Origin of the sequence: Streptomyces sp. NPDC059567 (genome assembly GCF_042735655.1) — a bacterium.
GTDB lineage: Bacteria > Actinomycetota > Actinomycetes > Streptomycetales > Streptomycetaceae > Streptomyces.
Genome location: NZ_JBHWBS010000054.1, coordinates 1 through 17,887, shown reverse-complemented (window position 1 = coordinate 17,887; position 17,887 = coordinate 1). Strand labels below are relative to the sequence as shown.

14 protein-coding genes are annotated in these 17,887 nt (G+C 71.6%); 4 read left to right on the top strand and 10 right to left on the bottom strand.

From position 1 onward, the window contains the following. Nucleotides 1-12 precede the first annotated feature (12 nt). From ACFVZW_RS23015 to ACFVZW_RS23000, 4 genes are all read right to left on the bottom strand, one after another. Nucleotides 13-1,824: an IucA/IucC family protein gene (locus tag ACFVZW_RS23015; protein ID WP_384524174.1), complete on the bottom strand. Its 1,812-nt coding sequence runs from the start codon at nucleotides 1,822-1,824 to the stop codon at nucleotides 13-15. Between the two features lie 61 nt (nucleotides 1,825-1,885). Further along, nucleotides 1,886-2,614, bottom strand: coding sequence for a GNAT family N-acetyltransferase (locus ACFVZW_RS23010; RefSeq protein ID WP_384524171.1), 729 nt, complete (start codon nucleotides 2,612-2,614; stop codon nucleotides 1,886-1,888). 86 nt (nucleotides 2,615-2,700) lie between these two features. Continuing rightward, a complete protein-coding gene (locus ACFVZW_RS23005) occupies nucleotides 2,701-4,596 on the bottom strand; it encodes an IucA/IucC family protein (RefSeq protein ID WP_384524168.1) in 1,896 nt (631 codons plus the stop codon). A 39-nt stretch (nucleotides 4,597-4,635) separates the two neighbouring features. Beyond that, nucleotides 4,636-6,099: a diaminobutyrate--2-oxoglutarate transaminase family protein gene (locus ACFVZW_RS23000; RefSeq protein ID WP_384524165.1), complete on the bottom strand. Its 1,464-nt coding sequence runs from the start codon at nucleotides 6,097-6,099 to the stop codon at nucleotides 4,636-4,638. A gap of 320 nt (nucleotides 6,100-6,419) precedes the next feature. On the opposite strand from ACFVZW_RS23000, the gene ACFVZW_RS22995 reads away from it, so the two are divergent. Together ACFVZW_RS22995 and ACFVZW_RS22990 are read left to right on the top strand one after the other, a co-directional pair. After that, nucleotides 6,420-7,595: a trypsin-like serine peptidase gene (locus tag ACFVZW_RS22995; RefSeq protein WP_384524162.1), complete on the top strand. Its 1,176-nt coding sequence runs from the start codon at nucleotides 6,420-6,422 to the stop codon at nucleotides 7,593-7,595. A 153-nt stretch (nucleotides 7,596-7,748) separates the two neighbouring features. Then, nucleotides 7,749-8,909: a trypsin-like serine peptidase gene (locus tag ACFVZW_RS22990; RefSeq protein ID WP_384524159.1), complete on the top strand. Its 1,161-nt coding sequence runs from the start codon at nucleotides 7,749-7,751 to the stop codon at nucleotides 8,907-8,909. Nucleotides 8,910-9,013: 104 nt separating this feature from the next. On the opposite strand, the gene hflX is transcribed toward ACFVZW_RS22990, so the two are convergent. The 6 genes from hflX to miaA all read right to left on the bottom strand — a co-directional run bounded on the left by hflX (nucleotide 9,014) and on the right by miaA (nucleotide 17,056). Then, the gene (hflX, locus tag ACFVZW_RS22985; protein WP_384524155.1) at nucleotides 9,014-10,507 is read right to left on the bottom strand and encodes a GTPase HflX; all 1,494 of its coding nucleotides are present in this window, start codon (nucleotides 10,505-10,507) and stop codon (nucleotides 9,014-9,016) included. Nucleotides 10,508-10,625: 118 nt separating this feature from the next. Then, nucleotides 10,626-12,119, bottom strand: a complete 1,494-nt coding sequence (locus ACFVZW_RS22980; RefSeq protein ID WP_384524152.1) for a M1 family metallopeptidase — start codon at nucleotides 12,117-12,119, stop codon at nucleotides 10,626-10,628. 114 nt (nucleotides 12,120-12,233) lie between these two features. Then, on the bottom strand, nucleotides 12,234-14,369 hold the full coding sequence (locus ACFVZW_RS22975; protein ID WP_384524149.1) for a RelA/SpoT family protein: 2,136 nt from the start codon (nucleotides 14,367-14,369) through the stop codon (nucleotides 12,234-12,236). A 140-nt stretch (nucleotides 14,370-14,509) separates the two neighbouring features. After that, nucleotides 14,510-15,406, bottom strand: coding sequence for a diaminopimelate epimerase (gene dapF / locus ACFVZW_RS22970; RefSeq protein WP_384524146.1), 897 nt, complete (start codon nucleotides 15,404-15,406; stop codon nucleotides 14,510-14,512). Nucleotides 15,407-15,545: 139 nt separating this feature from the next. Further along, nucleotides 15,546-16,010 carry a hypothetical protein gene (locus ACFVZW_RS22965; protein WP_384524241.1) on the bottom strand — a complete coding sequence of 155 codons (465 nt, stop codon included), beginning with the start codon at nucleotides 16,008-16,010 and terminating at the stop codon, nucleotides 15,546-15,548. Nucleotides 16,011-16,117: 107 nt separating this feature from the next. Then, on the bottom strand, nucleotides 16,118-17,056 hold the full coding sequence (gene miaA / locus ACFVZW_RS22960) for a tRNA (adenosine(37)-N6)-dimethylallyltransferase MiaA (protein WP_329115101.1): 939 nt from the start codon (nucleotides 17,054-17,056) through the stop codon (nucleotides 16,118-16,120). Nucleotides 17,057-17,253: 197 nt separating this feature from the next. On the opposite strand from miaA, the gene ACFVZW_RS22955 reads away from it, so the two are divergent. Both ACFVZW_RS22955 and ACFVZW_RS22950 read left to right on the top strand, forming a co-directional pair. Further along, nucleotides 17,254-17,526, top strand: a complete 273-nt coding sequence (locus ACFVZW_RS22955; protein WP_384524143.1) for a hypothetical protein — start codon at nucleotides 17,254-17,256, stop codon at nucleotides 17,524-17,526. A 50-nt stretch (nucleotides 17,527-17,576) separates the two neighbouring features. Next, complete coding sequence (locus ACFVZW_RS22950) at nucleotides 17,577-17,831, top strand: antitoxin (protein WP_384524140.1); 255 nt, start codon at nucleotides 17,577-17,579, stop codon at nucleotides 17,829-17,831. Nucleotides 17,832-17,887 lie beyond the last annotated feature (56 nt).

Genomic DNA, 17,887 nt, shown 5'->3' with positions numbered 1-17,887 from the left:
CTGACAGTCGGATCACGCGAGCGGATTCGGGACCGTCCCGTGGACGGCGGCATGGGGCCGCTCGGGGCGGTCGCGGTAGCCGTCCAGGTGCAGACGGTTGCGGTTGAGGCAGAGTCGCTCGATCCGGGGCGTGAGGAGATCGAAGAGCTCGAACCGTTCCTTCAGCTCGGGAAAGCGCGCCTGGTGGCGCAGGATCTCGGAGCGCACCAGCGCCCAGAAGTCTCGCTCCGGCACGGCGAGTTGTTCCTCGCACAGAGGGGCCAGGTAGCGGAAGACGCCGACGAAGAGCCCTGAATGGATGAACTGGGTGAGGAAGTCGGGCTCCTCGGTGAGCAGGACGGCCCGGACGTCGTCCGGCATCGCGTCGTGCTCGGGCAGCGGCCGCGCGCTGATGTTCACGTCGTCGACGAAGTCCTTGATCGCCAGGCGTACGGGGACGTCCTGGTCGTCGTAGACGACGATGGCGTTCTCGCCGTGCGGGGAGAACACCGTGCCGTACTGGTAGAGGAAGTGCAGCAGCGGCGGCAGCATGGCCGTGAAGAGGCGCTGGAGCCAGGTCCTCGGGGCGAGCCCGGAGCGCTCGACCAGTTCGGCGACGAACGCCCGGCCGTCCGGATCGGTGTGGAGCAGGGAGGCGAGCGTGCGGGCGCGCTCGCCGGGCGGGAGCCTGAGGGGTTCGCGCCAGATCGCGCCGAGGAGTTCCTTGTACTGGTACGGGACCTCGGGCAGCCGGTCGTAGAGAGGGTGCTCGACCGTGACGGAGGCTACTTCGCCGAGCAGGATCACCCCGCACTCGTCGCGCAGGAACGGGTCGCCGTCCCGCAGCCCGTGGACCCATGAGGTGACGGCCGGGGCGGCGAGGGTCCGTTCCGTGGGGAGACCGCGCCAGACGAGGGTGTTGAGGACCGACAGCGGGAGCTTCACGGTGTGCCGGTCGGGCCGGCTCGTATTGAGGAACGTGCGGATGGACTGCTGCGGCAGCCGAAGGTCCCCGTCGGCCGGCAGCGGCACGATGGCTCCGGAGGCGACGGCGGGGGCGTAGAGCGGGAGGACGATCTCGTCCCACTGCCAGGGGTGGACGGGCAGGAAGAGGTACGTCTCGGGGTCGAGCCCACGGGCCCGCAGCGTGCTGTGGAACGTCTCGCGGACGCCGGGGCCGAGCTCGCCGGCGTAGAGCCGGTCAGGGGTGTCGAGGCCGGGGACTCCGCGGTAGGCGGCGAGGTCGGTGCTCACGGCGATCCAGGGGAGCCGGGTGGCGCGGCGGGCCTCGGGCGCCCAGCGGGCCGCGTCGGTCGCGGAGAAGCCGATCCGGCCCTTGTTGAGGACGAGCCACGGGTGGCCGGTCTGGTGACCTTCGAGTTCGGCGTATCCGAGATCGGCCAGCCGGTCGGCCGTCAGCGCCGTCCGGTCGAGGTGGGCGTCGGCGGCGAGGGTGGTGGTGAGCTCGCGGATGAGATGGCCGAGGGTGGCGCCGTCGAGGCGGAGGAGCCGGCGGGCCCGGACGAGGAAGTCGAGGGGGTCGGTGAGGGGCTGCCCGTCGAGGGCGAGGGAGTCGGGTGCGACCCGCCAGCTTCCGTACGCGCCGCGGCGGGCCGCGAAGGTCAGTGGCGAGCCGTTGTCGAGCCGCAGGAGGTACCGGTCGGGGTCGCCGGGGGTGTCGGTCGCGGGGTCGGCGGGGACGGGGACGGGCTCGACGATCTCCTCGTACGCGAACTCGCCGATGGTCTTGGCGAGCAGGCGCGCGGAGGCCCTGGTCCAGGCCGCGGCAGTCAGCTCGGGGGGTGTGAGCAGTGCGGAGTCATGGGTGACAGGGGACGACGGCACGGGGACTCCTCTGGGTGGGAACCGCTGTGGGTCGAGCGGTGTATGTAAGGCAGGGAGGCGTTCACAGGACGTGACGAAGGGCGCGGTCACGGACCATGAGCGCGGCTCGTTTGTCGGGGAGGTCGACTTCCGCGGAGAGACGGAAGCCGGCGCTCAGGAAGGCCGAGACGGAGGGGGTGTTGCGAAGGTCGGGTTCTGCGATGACGCGGGTGCAGCGAGGTCGGTGGTCGAGTACGAGATCGGCGACTGCTCGCAGCAGCGTGGTGCCGACTCCGCGGCCGCGGTCGGCGACGCTGCCGAGGAGGAGGTGGATGCCGGTGTCGTGAGGCCGGGCGGGATAGTGCCGGGCGAGCGGGTCGAGGTCGGCGCGGTAGATCTCGAAGTAGCTCATGGGGGTGGAGTCGAGGACGCCGAGGCAGGGCACGCTGCGGCCGTCACCGTCGAGTTGGGTGCGGATGTGGGACTCGGTCACCGTTTCCGGGCCGGCGAGCTCCCAGAAGGCGGCCACGGCCGGGTCGTTCATCCAGCGGGTGACGAGCGCCAGGTCCCGTTCGATCCGCACGGGTACGAGGTGGAAGGAGCCGGCGGGGGTGGTGGCCCCACCCCAGGTGGCGACGTCGTCGAGGAGGTCGCCGAACGTGCTCGCCGCGCCGTCGGGGGTGGCGAGCAGGGCGACGAGTTCGTCCGCGAGGTGCAGGTCCAGGGTGTCCTCGCCGCCCGTGTCGGCCGGTGGTCGGGGTCCGGCTCCGGGGTCGGTGCCCGAGTCGGTGCTCGCATCGGTGGGGGACATGGTGGGTGCTCCTCTCGGCTGTTCGGTCGGATCGTGGCTTTCGGCGGGGCGGTAGGCGTGGGGTCGGGATGAGGGCGGATGTGTCCTCAGGAACGGAGGGGGTTGGTGATGGCGACGTAGACGGACTGGGTGTCGACGGGGCCGACGAGTTCGTCGAGGCCGTGCAGGCGGGTGAGGAGGTTGGCCTTGCAGCGCAGGGTCTCGGCTTCCAGGAGCCGGTGCGGCAGCGGTGAGCCGAGACCGGTGGCTGAGGTGAGGAACTGGCGGAAGCCTGCGAGCAGCACGCGTTCGTCGGCGAGGCGCTGGGCGCCGAAGGCTCCGATGAGGCCGAGGACGTTGTTGATGCCGAGGTAGTAGGCGAAGCGCTCGTCGGTGACCTGGTCGGAGACGAACGTGTCGCTGGCTGCGCCGATGCCGGGGAGTCGCTTCTCCAGCTCGTCGCGGCGGGACTCGCGGAAGTAGTAGCCCTGGTTGTCGCGGTAGCGGCCGCCGATGGGCCAGCCGTCGGTGTCGAGGAGCACCAGGGTGTTCTGCTGGTGGGCTTCGAGGGCGACGCCCGCGTGGCCGTCGAGCCAGAGCACCGGGCGGACGACCTGGTCGAGGTAGCGCAGGAACCACTCCGCGGCGACGGCCGTGATCGGGCGGCCGGTCCGGGCGGCGAGGCGGTGGACGATGTCGGCGAGTCGGGAGCACATCCGCGTGGTGCCGGGCCAGGGGCGCGGGGCGGTGAGGGCGGCGATGCAGACGGCGTCGTCCCCGGCGGTGAAGGGGTTGTGTCGGACCATGACGTCGAGTCCGGGGATCGGCTCGCCGGCCAGGGTGTCGACCGCAAGCCAGGCGGGGTCGCGGACGATGTCGAAGTTGGGGTGGGAGGCCTGCCACTGGTCGACGAGCCCGGTTCGGAGCAGCCGGTGGACCTCCACGCCGCGGTGGAGTTCCTTGCGGAGGTTCTCGCGACGGGAGTTGGTGATGCGTACGCCGAGGGAGAGCTTGAGCATCGTCCGGGCGCCGGGTCGGTGCACGGTACGGACGGAGGAGGTGGGGTGCCAGGTGGCCCCGTGGGGGCCGAGGTCATGGAGGAGGCCGGCGTCCAGGAGGGCGGCGACGTCGGGGCGGTGCGGCAGTTCTCGCGCCTGCCAGGGGTGCAGGGGCAATGGCACGGTCCCGGCGGGCAGTTCGAGACCCTCGGCGAGGCCGGCGGCGAGTTGGGCGGCTGTGACCGGCCGGCCCTGTTCGGTCCACGCGGAGTCGGCTGCGAGGACCGTGGGGTCGACGGCCATCCAGTGCAGCGGGAAGGAACCGTGGAGCTCGGGTGAGTAGGCCCGGGCCTCGGCCTCGGAGAGCCCTTCGCGGCTCTTCGGGGTGGGATGGAGAGGGTGGCCGAGCAGCAGGGACTGCTCGGCGGTGAGGAAGAGGTCGGCTTCGGGGCCGGGGTTGGGGCGACGGCGCCGCTCGGTGATGAACTCTGCGGTGCGGCGGGACGAGTCGGCGACGCGGCCGACGAGTTCGGTTCCTTCGGGGCGGCCGGTCTCGCGGCTGATGAGTGCGGCGACGGTGACGGCGTCGGCGGTGGGAGCGGTGGGGTGCAGTCCTTCGAGGGCGGGGGGCCCGAAGCGGTGCCATCCCGTCGGCGACCAGTAGTGGACGGGGACGAGGAGGGCGGTGCCGCTGGCATCGAGGGGGATGCGGAGGGTCGTGGACTCGGGGGCCGGAAGGTTCTTCTCGCGTACCCAGCAGCGCAGCAGGTTCTCGATGGTCGCCGCGTCGGCCGCGCGTTGTGCGTCCGGGTCGTCGAGGTGATCCTCCCGGGGCGCCGTACTCCCCACGGCCGCGGCGACCTTGACGGACGCTTGCGGTGCGGAGGTGGGCCGGGGGTCGTACGGGCCGGAGTGCTGCCGGGGGACGGTGGCCTGTTCGACGGCGAGAGGGCCGCGTGCGGCGCTGCCGGTGTCGGACGCTTCGGGTGCGGGGCTGGCGTTCACGGGGGCTTCCTTGTGAGGGTTTCCGGGTTCGGCCCGGGATCAGTGGGACGGTCCGGTCGGTCCGGTGTCGTTCCGCAGACGCGTGCTGCGGGCGGGCGGCGCCGGGCGGTGGGCACGTTCGGCGGCGGCCAGGGCGTCGGCGAAGCGGTCGAGGACGGCCTCGGCCTGTTCGTCGGTGAGGGTGAGCGGGGGGAGAAGGCGTACGACGCCCGAGTGGCGGCCGCCGAGTTCGACGATGAGCCCGCGGTCGAGGCATTCGCGCTGGACGGCCGTGGCGAGCGCGGGGTCGGCCGGCGGGGCGGTGGCCCCCAAGTCGCCTGGATCCGTGGCGTCCGGGTCCACCAGCTCGACGCCGATCATCAGCCCCCGGCCGCGCACATCGCCGATGCAGGGGTGGGCCGCGGCCAGGCCCTGGAGCCGTCCGAGCATCCGGGCGCCGAGGGTGGCCGCGCGGTCGGCGAGCCGGTTCTCCCGTACGTAGGCGAGGGTGGCGGCACCGGCGGCCATGGCGAGCTGGTTGCCCCGGAAGGTGCCCGCGTGGGCGCCGGGTTCCCAGGCGTCGAGCTCCGACCTGTAGACGATGACCGCGAGCGGGAGGGAGCCGCCGATGGCCTTGGAGAGGACCATGACGTCGGGCACGATGCCGCTGTGCTCCACGGCCCAGAAGGCGCCGGTGCGTCCGACGCCCGTCTGGACCTCGTCGGCGATGAGCGGGATGGAGCGGGCCGCGGTGATCTCCCGCATCCGGCGCAGCCAGGCGTCGGGGGCGGGGATGACACCGCCCTCGCCCTGGACCGGTTCGAGGATCATGGCGGCGGGCGTGGGGACCCCGCTCTTGGGGTCGTCGAGGAGGTTCTCCGTCCAGCGCGCGGCGAGTTCGGCCCCGCGCTCGCCGCCGACCCCGAAGGGGCAGCGGTAGTTCTGCGGATAGGGCAGCCGGGTGACTCGTACGTCGGTCGCTCCCCCGGAGGCGTCGAGGGCTCCGGCCGTCATGCCGTGGTAGGCGCCGGTGAAGCTGAGCAGGCTACGGCGGCCGGTGGCCGTGCGCACGAGCTTGAGGGCGGCCTCGACGGCGTCCGTGCCCGCGGGTCCGCAGAACTGGATGCGCGCGTCGTGGGCGAGTCCGGGCGGCAGCGTGGCGAACAGCTCCGTGGTGAAGGCGTCCTTGACCGGGGTGGCGAGGTCGAGGACGTGCAGCGGGGCTCCGGAGTCGAGGACCTTCTTGATGGCTTCGAGGACCACCGGGTGGTTGTGCCCGAGGGCCAGGGTCCCCGCGCCGGACAGGCAGTCCAGATAGCGCCGGCCGTCCGCGCCCTCGATGGTCAGTCCCCGGGCCCGTACGGGAACGATCGGCAGTGAACGCGCATAGGTGCGCGCCGCCGATTCGCGCAGCGACTGGCGACGCAGGATGCCCTCAAGTGCGCCCCCTTCACCCGCTCTCCGCTCCCGCTGGTGCGCCTGCGCGGCCGACGGTACGGCCGGAGCTGGTTCGGTCACGGCCACGGCTCGGTGTCCTCCCGCTGTAACAGTTGCGTTGCACATCGGTACGTTGCTCCGCCGCGCGAACGGTGTCGCTGAACGCTTCCTCTGTGTCCCCCGTACGTACCAACGACGAGGGCTGCCAAGGATCACGGCAGAATCCCAAGATCCTTGAGACGGTGGGGATCACGACCCGGCAACGGCCGGGCGGAGGCCGGAACCGCGGACCTGCCGCATGCCGTCCCACCGGGCACCGGCATAGTGGGGGCGCACATCGGCGCCGGTCACGGCGCCACCACAGTTCACTCATGCACAAGTTGACGTAGTCCCAGGGGGATCACGAGATGCGATCGATTCGTCCGCTGCTGGCCGCGGCAGCCGCCGTCGCGGCGTTGACGCTGACGGCGACGGCCTGCGGCCCGACCGAGGAGAACGCGGGAGACAAGCCCAGCGCTTCCGCGAGCCCGTCCACCGGCGACAAGATCACGATTCCGGACGATCTCAAGGACCGGCTCAAGGAGCACGGGATCGATCTGGACAAGTGGAGAAACGGCGAGTGGAAGAACTGGGACCGCGACAAGTGGCTTCGTGAGGCGAAGGACTACGTCAACCCGATCATCGAGGACCTCTGGGACCCGGACCGGATGCGGGACGCGCAGCGGCCCGACAAGCCGGTCGAGGAGGAGGACATCTCGGGCGACGAGGGTGTCACCGACCCGACCCCCGCGCCGGTCAGGGCGAAGGGCGTGCAGGCGCCGTACCACTCCAACGCCCCCGAGGCGGGCAAGGTGTTCTTCGACGGCCCCGAGGGTTCGATGGTGTGCTCGGCCACGGTCGTGAAGGACCCGGCCAACCCCGGCAAGTCCAACATGGTCTGGACGGCCGGCCACTGTGTGCACGCGGGCAAGAAGGGCGGCTGGTACCGCAACATCGCCTTCGTGCCGTCGTACAACGACAAGGCCCTGCCGACCGCGCAGCTGGAGAACGCGACCCGCGAACAGGTCGCGCCGTACGGCGTGTGGTGGGGCGACTGGGCCCAGACCTCCGAGCAGTGGATCTCCGAGGGCGCGGCGACCGGCGGTCAGGGCGCTCCCTACGACTTCGCGGTGATCCATGTGACGCCGGAGAAGGGCAGCACGGGCAAGTCGCTGGAGGAGACGGTCGGTTCGGCGCTCCCGGTGGACTTCAACGCCCCCGTGGTGTCGAAGATCGCGAACATGCAGGCGACCGGCTACCCCGCGGGCCCGCCGTTCGACGGCCAGAAGATGTACCAGTGCAAGGACAAGCCGGGCCGTCTCTCGGTGAAGGCGGAGCAGCCGACGATGTACCGCATCGGCTGCACCATGACCGGTGGTTCGTCCGGTGGCGGCTGGGTGGCCACGGGCAAGGACGGTCAGCCGGCGCTGGTGTCCAACACCTCGATCGGCCCGGTGACGGCCGGCTGGCTGGCCGGTCCGCGCCTGGGCGCCGAGGCCAAGGGCATCTACGACGAGGTCAGCAAGAAGTTCGCCGGCCGCTAGGCGGCGGCCGAGGGGCGGGGCCCTGCGGGGTCCCGCCCCTTTCCTACGGGCATACTGTGCACCGAAAGTGACGCGTCCATGGCAACACCACCGTGGTCTTCGGTCCGTGGCGTCGCCCGGACGCGGGAAACATCATCTGGGGGATCTCAACTCATGCGTTCCACACGACTCATACCGGCCTTCGCCGCGCTGGCCTCGGCGCTCGCGCTGACCGCCACCGCCTGCGGCCCCACCGAGACACCGGCGGCCGACAAGCCCTCGGCGGAGACGAGCGCTCCCGCCACCGGTGGCGGCGATGCCGCTCTTCCCAAAGATCTCGCCGACAAGCTGAAGAAGCACGGCGTCGACCCGGACAAGTGGAAGAACGGCGAGTGGAAGAACTGGAACACGGACACCTGGCTCCGTGAGGCCGAGGACTTCGTCAACCCGGTGATCGAAGGGCTCTGGGACTCCCAGCGGATGCAGTCCGCGAAGAGCCCGGACCAGACGATGGCCACGACGGCGGGCTCCGGGGGCAGCGACCCCACGCCGCGACCGGTCCAGGCCCAGCGGGAGAAGACGCCGTACCACCGCAACGCAGCGCCGGTCGGCAAGATCTTCTTCGACTCGCCCCAGGGGCACATGGTCTGCTCCGGCACGATCGTGAAGGACCCGCGCCGGCCCGGGAAGTCCAACATGGTGTGGACCGCGGGCCACTGCGTCCACGCCGGGCAGCGAGGCGGTTGGTACCGCAACATCACCTTCGTCCCCGCCTACAACGACCTCGGCAAGTCCCCGGCGGCGCTGCGCAACGCCAAGCCGCACGAGGAGGCGCCGTACGGCCAGTACTGGGCCGACTGGGCCGTGACCTCGGGCGAGTGGATCCAGCGCGGCGGGTCGCAGGCCGCCTGGCCGTACGACTACGCCGTGCTGCACGTGCAGCCGGCCCGTGGGAAGAAGTCCCTGGAGGAGACCGTCGGCGCCGCGCTGCCGATCGACTTCTCGGCGCCCACGCCCGCGCAGGCCGGCACGGTGGGAGCCTGGGGCTACCCGGCGGCGCCGCCGTACAACGGTCTGATCATGCACAAGTGCCTGGACCGGGCCACCCGGGTCACCACGGCACCCGCCACGCCGACCATGTACCGCATCGGCTGCACGATGACCGGCGGCTCGTCCGGCGGCGGCTGGTTCCACGCGCTGCCCAACGGGACGACCGCGCTGGTGTCGAACACCTCGATCGGCCCGGCCGGCGGCAACGGCTGGCTGGCGGGACCGCTGCTGGGCCGCGGCGCGAAGAACGCGCACGAGATGGTGAGCAAGAAGTTCGCCCGCTGACCCGACGGCGCTGATGCCCACGCCGGCGGACACCGGCGTACGACATGCGGAAGGCCCCGCCCCCTCGATGAGGGGGCGGGGCCTTCCACATGTGAGCGAACCGGTCAGTGCGCGGCCGGTACGTACGGCGTCAGGAACGCCGCCAGCTCCTCGTGCACACGCGCCTTGAGCAGCGTGCCCTCCGGGGTGTGCTCCTCGGAGAGCAGCTCACCCTCGGCATGCACCCGGGAGACGAGACCGCCTTCCGTGTACGGCACGAGTGCCTCGATCTCGACCTGCGGCCGCGGCAGTTCGGCGTCGATGAGCGCGAGCAGCTCCTCGATGCCCTGGCCCGTACGGGCGGAGACCGCGATCGCGTGGCGCTCGGCCCGCATCAGGCGCTGCAGGACGAGGGGGTCGGCCGCGTCCGCCTTGTTGACGACCACGACCTCCGGCACGTTCACCGCGCCGACGTCACGGAACACCTCGCGCACCGCGGCGAGCTGCTCCTCCGGAGCCGGGTGCGAACCGTCGACCACGTGCAGGATCAGATCGGAGTCACCGACCTCCTCCATCGTGGAGCGGAACGCCTCGACCAGGTGGTGCGGCAGATGCCGTACGAACCCGACGGTGTCGGCCAGGGTGTAGACCCGGCCGCTGGGCGTCTCGGCCCGGCGCACGGTCGGGTCGAGGGTGGCGAACAGGGCGTTCTCCACCAGCACACCCGCACCGGTCAGCCGGTTGAGGAGCGAGGACTTGCCTGCGTTGGTGTAACCGGCGATGGCGACCGAGGGAACCTTGTGACGGCGCCGCTCCTGCCGCTTGATGTCGCGGCCGGTCTTCATCTCGGCGATCTCCCGGCGCATCTTCGCCATCTTCTCGCGGATCCGACGCCGGTCGGTCTCGATCTTGGTCTCACCGGGACCACGGGTGGCCATGCCGCCACCGCCGCCGCCACCCATCTGACGGGAGAGCGACTGACCCCAGCCTCGCAGTCGCGGCAGCATGTACTGCATCTGCGCGAGCGCGACCTGCGCCTTGCCCTCTCGGGACTTGGCGTGCTGGGCGAAGATGTCCAGGATGAGGGCGGTCCGGTCGACCACCTTCACCTTGACGACGTCTTCGAGGGCGATGAGCTGGCCGGGGCTGAGCTCGCCGTCGCAGACGACGGTGTCAGCACCGGATTCGAGCACGATGTCCCGCAGCTCACGGGCCTTGCCGGAACCGATGAAGGTGGCCGGGTCGGGCTTGTCACGGCGCTGGATCACGCCGTCGAGCACCAGGGCGCCCGCCGTCTCGGCGAGGGCCGCGAGCTCCGCCAGGGAGTTCTCCGCGTCCTGGACGGTCCCCGAGGTCCATACGCCGACCAGCACGACGCGCTCCAGGCGCAGCTGCCGGTACTCGACCTCGGTGACGTCCTCGAGCTCGGTGGAGAGGCCCGCCACGCGCCGCAGGGCCGCGCGCTCGGAGCGGTCGAACTGATCGCCGTCCCGCTCTCCGTCGATCTCGTGGCTCCAGGCGACGTCCTCTTCCATCAGGGCATCGGCCCGAAGGCTCTCGGTGCGGCTCGTCTCCGCGAAGCTCTGCTCGTCCTGGGAAGGGGATGAAGAGGAGGTCATTTGATCCTTACGTCGATGGAAAGTCGTTGCGTCGATCACAACGTGTGACGGCACGGAAAGATTCCCGGGCCGGCCGCGTCGTCGACCTGACGATGGTGACACGGTCGGCCGTGGCCCGTCACCCGGGTTTCACGGCTCCGCGGGCCTCGGCGGAGGTGCGGGAGCGCCAGTCCGGGTGCCCGGGCATCGGCGGGGTCTTCTCCGCGTACAGCCAGCCCGCGAAGAACGACGTGAGGTCACGCCCCGCGATCTCGGAGGCGAGCGCCGTGAAGTCGGCGGTGGTGGCGGTGGAGTCCGCGTGCTCGCTGACCCAGCGGCGTTCCAGGCTCTGGAAGGCGTCCTTGCCGATCTCCTCGCGCAGGGCGTAGAGGACCAGGGCGCTGCCGTCGTAGACGACGGGCCGGAAAAGGCTGATCTTCTGTCCGGGCGTGGGCGGCTCGGGGGCGGCGGGCGGTCCCCCGTCGGCACGCCAGGCGTCGGAGGCCGCGTAGGCGGCCTTCATGCGCCGCTCCAGGGACTGCTTGGCGGTCTCCTCGGCGTACAGCGCCTCGTACCAGCTCGCGTGCCCTTCGTTGAGCCACAGGTCGGACCAGGTACGGGGCGAGACGCTGTTGCCGAACCAGTGGTGGGCCAGCTCATGGACCATGATCGAGTCGACGTACCACTCCGGGTACGCGGGCTCGGTGAAGAGCCTTCTCTCGAAGAGAGACAGGGTCTGGGTCTCCAGCTCGAATCCGGTCTCGGCGTCGGCCACCAGGAGTCCGTACGTCTCCAAGGGATACGGGCCGACCTGGCGCTCCATCCACTCGATGTGACCGGGGGTGCGCTTCAGCCAGGGCTCCATGAGCTCGCGGTCGGCGGTGCGCACCACGTCCCGCAGGGGGAGCCCGTGGGGCCCGGTCCGGTGGACGACGGTGGTGCGGCCGATGGAGACCTGCGCGAGCTCCGTGGCCATGGGGTGGGTCGTGCGGTAGGTCCAGGTCGTGGTGGACCCCTCGGTGGTCCGGTCGACCGGAAGGCCGTTGGCGACGGCCGTGAGCGAACTGGGGGCCGTGATCCGGAAGGTGAAGTACGCCTTGTCGGCGGGGTGGTCGTTGGAGGGGAAGACCCGGTGAGCGGCGTCGGCCTGGTTGGCCATGGCGAGACCGTCGCCGGTACGCACCCAGCCGCCGTTGTCGGCGGGGCCACGGGGATCACTGGTGTGGGTGACGGCGATGGTCAGCGGGTCGCCGTCCTCGGTCGGCTCGGCGGGAGTGATCACCAGGTCCTCGCCGCTGCTCACGAAGTCGGCCGGTTCGCCGTCGACCGTCACCGAGGCGACCGTGCCGTGCGTGAAGTCGAGGTTGATCCGCTCCAGGTCGGCGGTGGCGAGGGCGTCGATCCGGGTCACCGCTGCGAGCGGCTCCGTGTTCTTGCCCTGATAGGTGAGGTCGATGTCGTACGAGAGGACGTCGTAGCCCGGGTTGCCGAGGTGAGGGAAGAGCGGGTCTCCGATCCCGAGGGGCGCGGGTGCGGGCAGCGCTGCGGCGACGAGCCCGGCCGACGCGGCGACCAGGACGGCGGAACGCAGCCAACGCGCGCGTGGGGAGCGATTTCGGGGTGTGAGCGGCATGGGCTACGGCTACCAGTGCCCGCGCCGCTCCCCCGTGCGGCGCGCTCGCCCGCCACTCGAAGGGGTCACGGCTGTGCTGACATCACCCCTGTGCTGTCAGCACGCGCGGCGATGTCACTCTCCGTGCGAGTCGGGGTGCCGGGCGCGGCTGACGTCGTACACCCCGGGCACGTCCCGCATGGCCCGCATCAGCGCGGGCAGCCCGGCCGCGTCGGGGAGCTGCAGGGTGTACGTGTGCCGGACCCGCTGCTCGCTGGGCGGCTCGATCGTCGCGGCGACGACCGCGACGCCCGCGGTGGCGATGGCTTCGGTGAGGTCCGCGAGGAGGCGGGGGCGACCGAAGGACTCGGCGACGAGCGTCACACGGCACTCGGCGGTGTCGCCCCAGTGGACGGTGACGGGAGCGCGCCCGAGCCGTCTCATGGTGTCGACGACCGCGCAGCCGGTGCGGTGGACGGTGACGGATCCGCCGCGGACCTGGAAGCCGGTGATCTCGTCGGGCGGTACGGGGGTACAGCAGCCGGCGGGCCGTACGACGGCGTCGGTGGCGGTGGCCTCCGGCAGGTCGGCCTGGAGCTTGGCGCCCGAGCGCCGGTCGGCGGTGAAGGAGACCGGCGGCCGAGGGTCGGCCTCGGGTGCTCCCACGGCCTCCGGGTGGGCCTGGAGCCAGGCGGTGATCGCGATGCGCGCGGCGGGGGTACGGGCGTGCTCCAGCCACTCGGGCGACGGCCCGGAGGCGGTGTCCTGGGCGAGCAGCGGCTGGACGGTGTCGCCGTCGTTCAGGACCGTACTGAGCGTCGCCAGACGCCCGTTGACGCGGGCGCCGAGGCAGCCGTGGGCGGCGTCGCCGTGCTGCGCGTAGGCGGCGTCGACACAGCTCGCCCCGGCGGGCAGGCCGAGGGTGCCGCCATCGGCGCGGAAGACGGTGATCTCCTGGTCCTCCGCGAGGTCCGCGCGCAGCGAGGTCCAGAAGGTGTCGGGGTCGGGGGTGGCCTGCTGCCAGTCGAGGAGCCGGGAGAGCCAGCCGGGGCGGGTGGGGTCGACTCGCTCGCCGTCCTCGGCCGGCTCGGGGCCGTCGCTGCCCGTCGGAGGGGTGTACGGGTTCCCGAGCGCGACGACGCCGGCCTCGGCGACCTGATGCATCTGGTGCGTACGGATGAGGACTTCGGCCACGGCCCCGTCGGGGGCCGCGACGGCGGTGTGCAGCGACTGGTACAGGTTGAACTTGGGGGCGGCGATGAAGTCCTTGAACTCGGAGATCACCGGGGTGAAACACGTGTGGAGTTCGCCGAGGACGGCGTAACAGTCGGCGTCCTCGCCCACGAGGACCAGAAGCCGCCCGAAATCACTGCCTCGCAGGTCACCGCGCTTGAGGCGGACACGATGGACGGAGACGAAGTGCCGTGGCCGGACGAGGACTTCGGCGGTGATGTCGGCGTCGCGCAGCACGGCGGAGACGCTGTCGGCGATGGCGGCGAGCGCGTCGCCCGCGCCGGTGTTCTCGGCGATGAGCGCGCGGGTCGCCTCGTACTCCTCGGGGTGGAGGATCGCGAAGACGAGGTCCTCCAGCTCGGTCTTGAGCGCCTGGACACCGAGCCGTTCGGCCAGCGGGATGAGGACGTCGCGGGTGACCTTGGCGATCCGGACCTGCTTCTCGGGTCGCATCACGCCGAGGGTGCGCATGTTGTGGAGCCGGTCGGCGAGCTTGATCGACATGACCCGGACGTCGTTGCCGGTGGCGACGAGCATCTTGCGGAAGGTCTCGGGCTCGGCCGCGGCGCCGTAGTCGACCTTCTCCAACTTGGTGACGCCGTCGACGAGATAGGCGACCTCGTCGCCGAACTGCGCACGGACCTGATCGAGTGTCACCTCCGTGTCCTCGACGGTGTCGTGGAGCAGGGCGGCGGTCAAGGTCGTGGTCTCGGCGCCCAGTTCGGCGAGGATCAGGGTGACGGCGAGCGGATGGGTGATGTACGGCTCGCCGCTCTTGCGGAACTGCCCGCGGTGCGAGTGCTCCGCGAGGACGTACGCCCGGCGCAGCACGGCGAGGTCGGCATCGGGGTGGTGGGCGCGATGAGCCTCGGCGACATGCCCGATGGCGTCGGGCAGCCGGTCCCTGGTGGCGGGACCGAGGAGAGCGGCGCGGCCCAGCCGGCGGAGGTCGATCCTCGGACGGGCGCGCCTGCGGCTGGGAGCGTCGGGGCCGGTGGCCTCCGCTGCGCTCACGGGATTGGTGGCCTCTGCGCTCATGGGGCACCTCCGGCGGCGTCGACCGGCGGTGGGCGGGCAAGGCATGCCTGCCGGGCCGGTGCTTGATGCTACCGACCCCACCACGCGGCGCAGTCTCGCTCTCGCCCAGCGTGAAGCGGATCACCCATTCGAGCGACGGATCAGTCGTTGACTGTTTCGAATTCTCCGGCGCCGAGCCAGGACGGGTCGATCGTGCCCTCGGCGACGATGACGGCCGGGCCGGTCATCTCGATCTCGCCGTCGGGGTGCTCGGTGATGATCAGCGTGCCGCCGAGGACGTCCACGGTGTACGTGACGGGCGTCCCGATCACGGCGGGGTCGGCGCCGTCCCGGCGGGCGGTGGCCACGGCGACGGCGCACGCGCCCGTGCCGCAGGAACGGGTCTCGGCGGCACCGCGCTCGTGCACGCGCATCGCGACGTGGCGGGGGCCGCGGTCGGCGACGAACTCGATGTTCACGCCGTCCGGGTAGACCTCGGCGGGGGCGTACGGCGGCTCGGTGAACAGATTGCCGGCGTGGTCGAGGCTGTCGACGAAGGCGACGGCGTGCGGATTGCCCATGTTCACGTTGCGGGCGGGCCAGCTGCGGCCGTCGACGGTGACGGTGACGCCGTCCTCGGGAAGGCGGGCGCGCCCCATGGCGACGGTGACGGAGCCGTCCTTGTCGAGATGGACCCGCTTGATTCCGCCGCGGGTGGCGACGGCGACCTCGCCGGCCGTGACGTGCCCGGCGTGCTGCAGATAGCGGGCGAAGACGCGGACGCCGTTGCCGCACATCTCGGCGACCGACCCGTCCGCATTTCGGTAGTCCATGAACCACTCGGCCTCGTCGGCCATGGCCCTGGCCTCGGGGTGGGCCGCGCTGCGGACCACGTGCAGCAGCCCGTCGCCACCGATACCGGCCCGTCGGTCGCACAGCCGCGCGACGGCCCCGGCGGGCAGCTCGACGGCGTTGTCGGCGTCGGGGACGATCACGAAGTCGTTCTCGGTCCCGTGGCCCTTGAGGAATGCGAGCGGCGAGGTCTGCGTGGTGGTCACGGGATCAACTGTACGGGTCGGGTCGGACAAGGTCCTCGACGGTCCACGCAGCGGGCCTCGGCGTGCCGGGCACACGGAGCGACCCGCGGCCGGGGCGCGGAGCGACTGCGGCCGGGCGCGGGGCGCCCGGGCGTCGGAGTCAGCGGAGGCGGGCCACGCGCCAGACGGCCAGCACGACGAGGAGCGCGCTGAAGAACACGTACAGGGCGATCACCCGCCAGTTCGGCCGCTCGCCGGAGCCGCGGGCCGGAAGACCCGGCCAGGTGTGGCCCACCTTGCGGGCGGCCATCATGCCCCAGCCGGCCGCGCAGGAACTGATCAGCAGTCCGAGCATGGCGACGACGGCGCCGCCCTCACCGGAACCGAAGGCAAGGGGGAAGGCGAACATCAGCGAGCCGACGGCGGCGAGGCCGACGATGGGGGCGAGCTGCCAGATCCGCAGCCGGGGCTGGGGCCGCAGTTCGACCTCGACCTCGTCGGCGTCGACCTCGACGGCCGTGCCCTCGGCGTCGTCCGGACCGTCCGGGCTCAAACCGGGCGCGTCACCCGGGGCTTCGCCCCGGATCGCGTCGTGCTGTTCTCTGTCGCGAGGGCCGGCCTCCATCGCCACGCGCCCTCCCACTCGGACTCCACTTGGTCGATCGATGCTCGATGATGGCACGCCGAAGACCGCGGGAATGACGGGCATGGCGTCCCGATGCCATCACGTGATCAGGCTGTAACCGCTCGTTCGACCAACGCCAGCGCCTCTCGCGGGAGTTCCCGCCGGTGTTCCGCCGCCCCGCTCAGCCAGTGAACCCGCGGGTCGCGCCGGAACCACGAATCCTGACGGCGCGCGAAGCGCTTGGTGGCGCGCACGGTCTCGGCGCGCGCCTCGTCCTCGGTGCACTCCCCCGCGAGCGCCGCGAGCACCTGCTGGTAGCCGAGCGCGCGTGCGGCCGTGCGCCCCTCCCGCAACCCCTGCGCCTCCAACGTGCGCACCTCCGCCACGAGCCCGGCCTCCCACATCCGGTCCACGCGCGTGGTGATCCGCTCGTCGAGCTCGGGGCGCTCCACGTCGACGCCGATCTGCACGGTGTCGTAGACCGAGTCGGGGCCGGGCAGGTTGGCCGTGAAGGGCTTGCCGGTGATCTCGATCACCTCGAGCGCCCGGACGATGCGGCGGCCGTTGCTGGGCAGGATCGCGCGCCCTGCCTCGGGGTCGGCCGCGGCGAGGCGGAGGTGCAGCGCGCCGGAGCCCCGCTCCTCCAGCTCCGCCTCCAGACGGGCCCGTACGGCCGGGTCGGTGCCCGGGAACTCGAGGGCGTCGATGGCGCCGCGCACGTACAGGCCGGAGCCGCCGACCAGGACGGGGGTACGGCCCGCGGCGAGCAGCCGGTCGATCTCCGCGCGCGCGAGGCGCTGGTACTCGGCGACGCTGGCGGCCTCGGTCACGTCCCAGATGTCGAGGAGGTGGTGCGGGATGCCCCCACGCTCCTCGAGCGTCAGCTTGGCGGTACCGATGTCCATCCCTCGGTAGAGCTGCATCGAGTCGGCGTTGACGACCTCGCCGCCGAGCTGCTGGGCCAGAAATACACCCAGATCGGACTTTCCGGCCGCTGTGGGACCGACGACGGCGATGACCCGCGGGGCGGGAGCTGCACTTCTCACCGCCCCAGTCTCGCAAACCTCTCGGCGAGTCCCCGAATGAGCGACGTGACGGCCCGCATCCGGGTTCGTTGCCAGTTGCGAGGTTCCGACCGCCGGTTTCCGTACCGGCTGCGCCGGGTGGCGCGATGGGGCGCCCCAGGCGCCGCGGGGCTTCTCCCACACGAGTACGCTATGGAGTGGTAATGGGCGTTTTTGCAATGTTTCGCCGTAAGGGCAAGGGAGCTGCCGAGGCGTCAACGGAGGAGGCCCAGGCCGTCGCTCTGACGGAGGCGCCGGAGGAGGCGGAGAAGGCCGAGGTGGCCACGCCCGCCGCCGGGGACTCCGAGACCGAGGCGCCGGAGGGTGTCCGGCCCGGCGAGACCGCGGAGACGGCCGCAGTCGTGGATGCGGTCGAGTCGGTGGAGATCCCGAAGCAGCAGTCGGCCGAGGCGGCCGCGGACAACAAGGCGGGCGAAGGCGCCCGGAAGTAGTTCCTGGAGACAGGGCACGGCATACGGACTCACCGGAGGGAAGGTGACCCATGGGTCTCCTGGATTCACTGAAGGCCAAGCTCGTCCCGGCCAAGGACAAGGTCTCCGATCTCGCGCAGCAGCACGGGGAGAAGATCGAGCACGGCGTCGACAAGGCCGCGAAGCTGGTCGACGAGAAGACCAAGGGCAAGTACAGCGCCAAGATCGAATCGGGCACCGGCAAGGCCAAGGACGCCCTTGACCGGATCGCCCACAAGGACGACGGCCCGCGGGGCGAAGGTCCGACCCGGCCGCCGGCCGCCTGACGCCCGGCGTCACCTGACGGTCCCTCCGCACGGCGGACGGCCGCGGAGCACTCAGC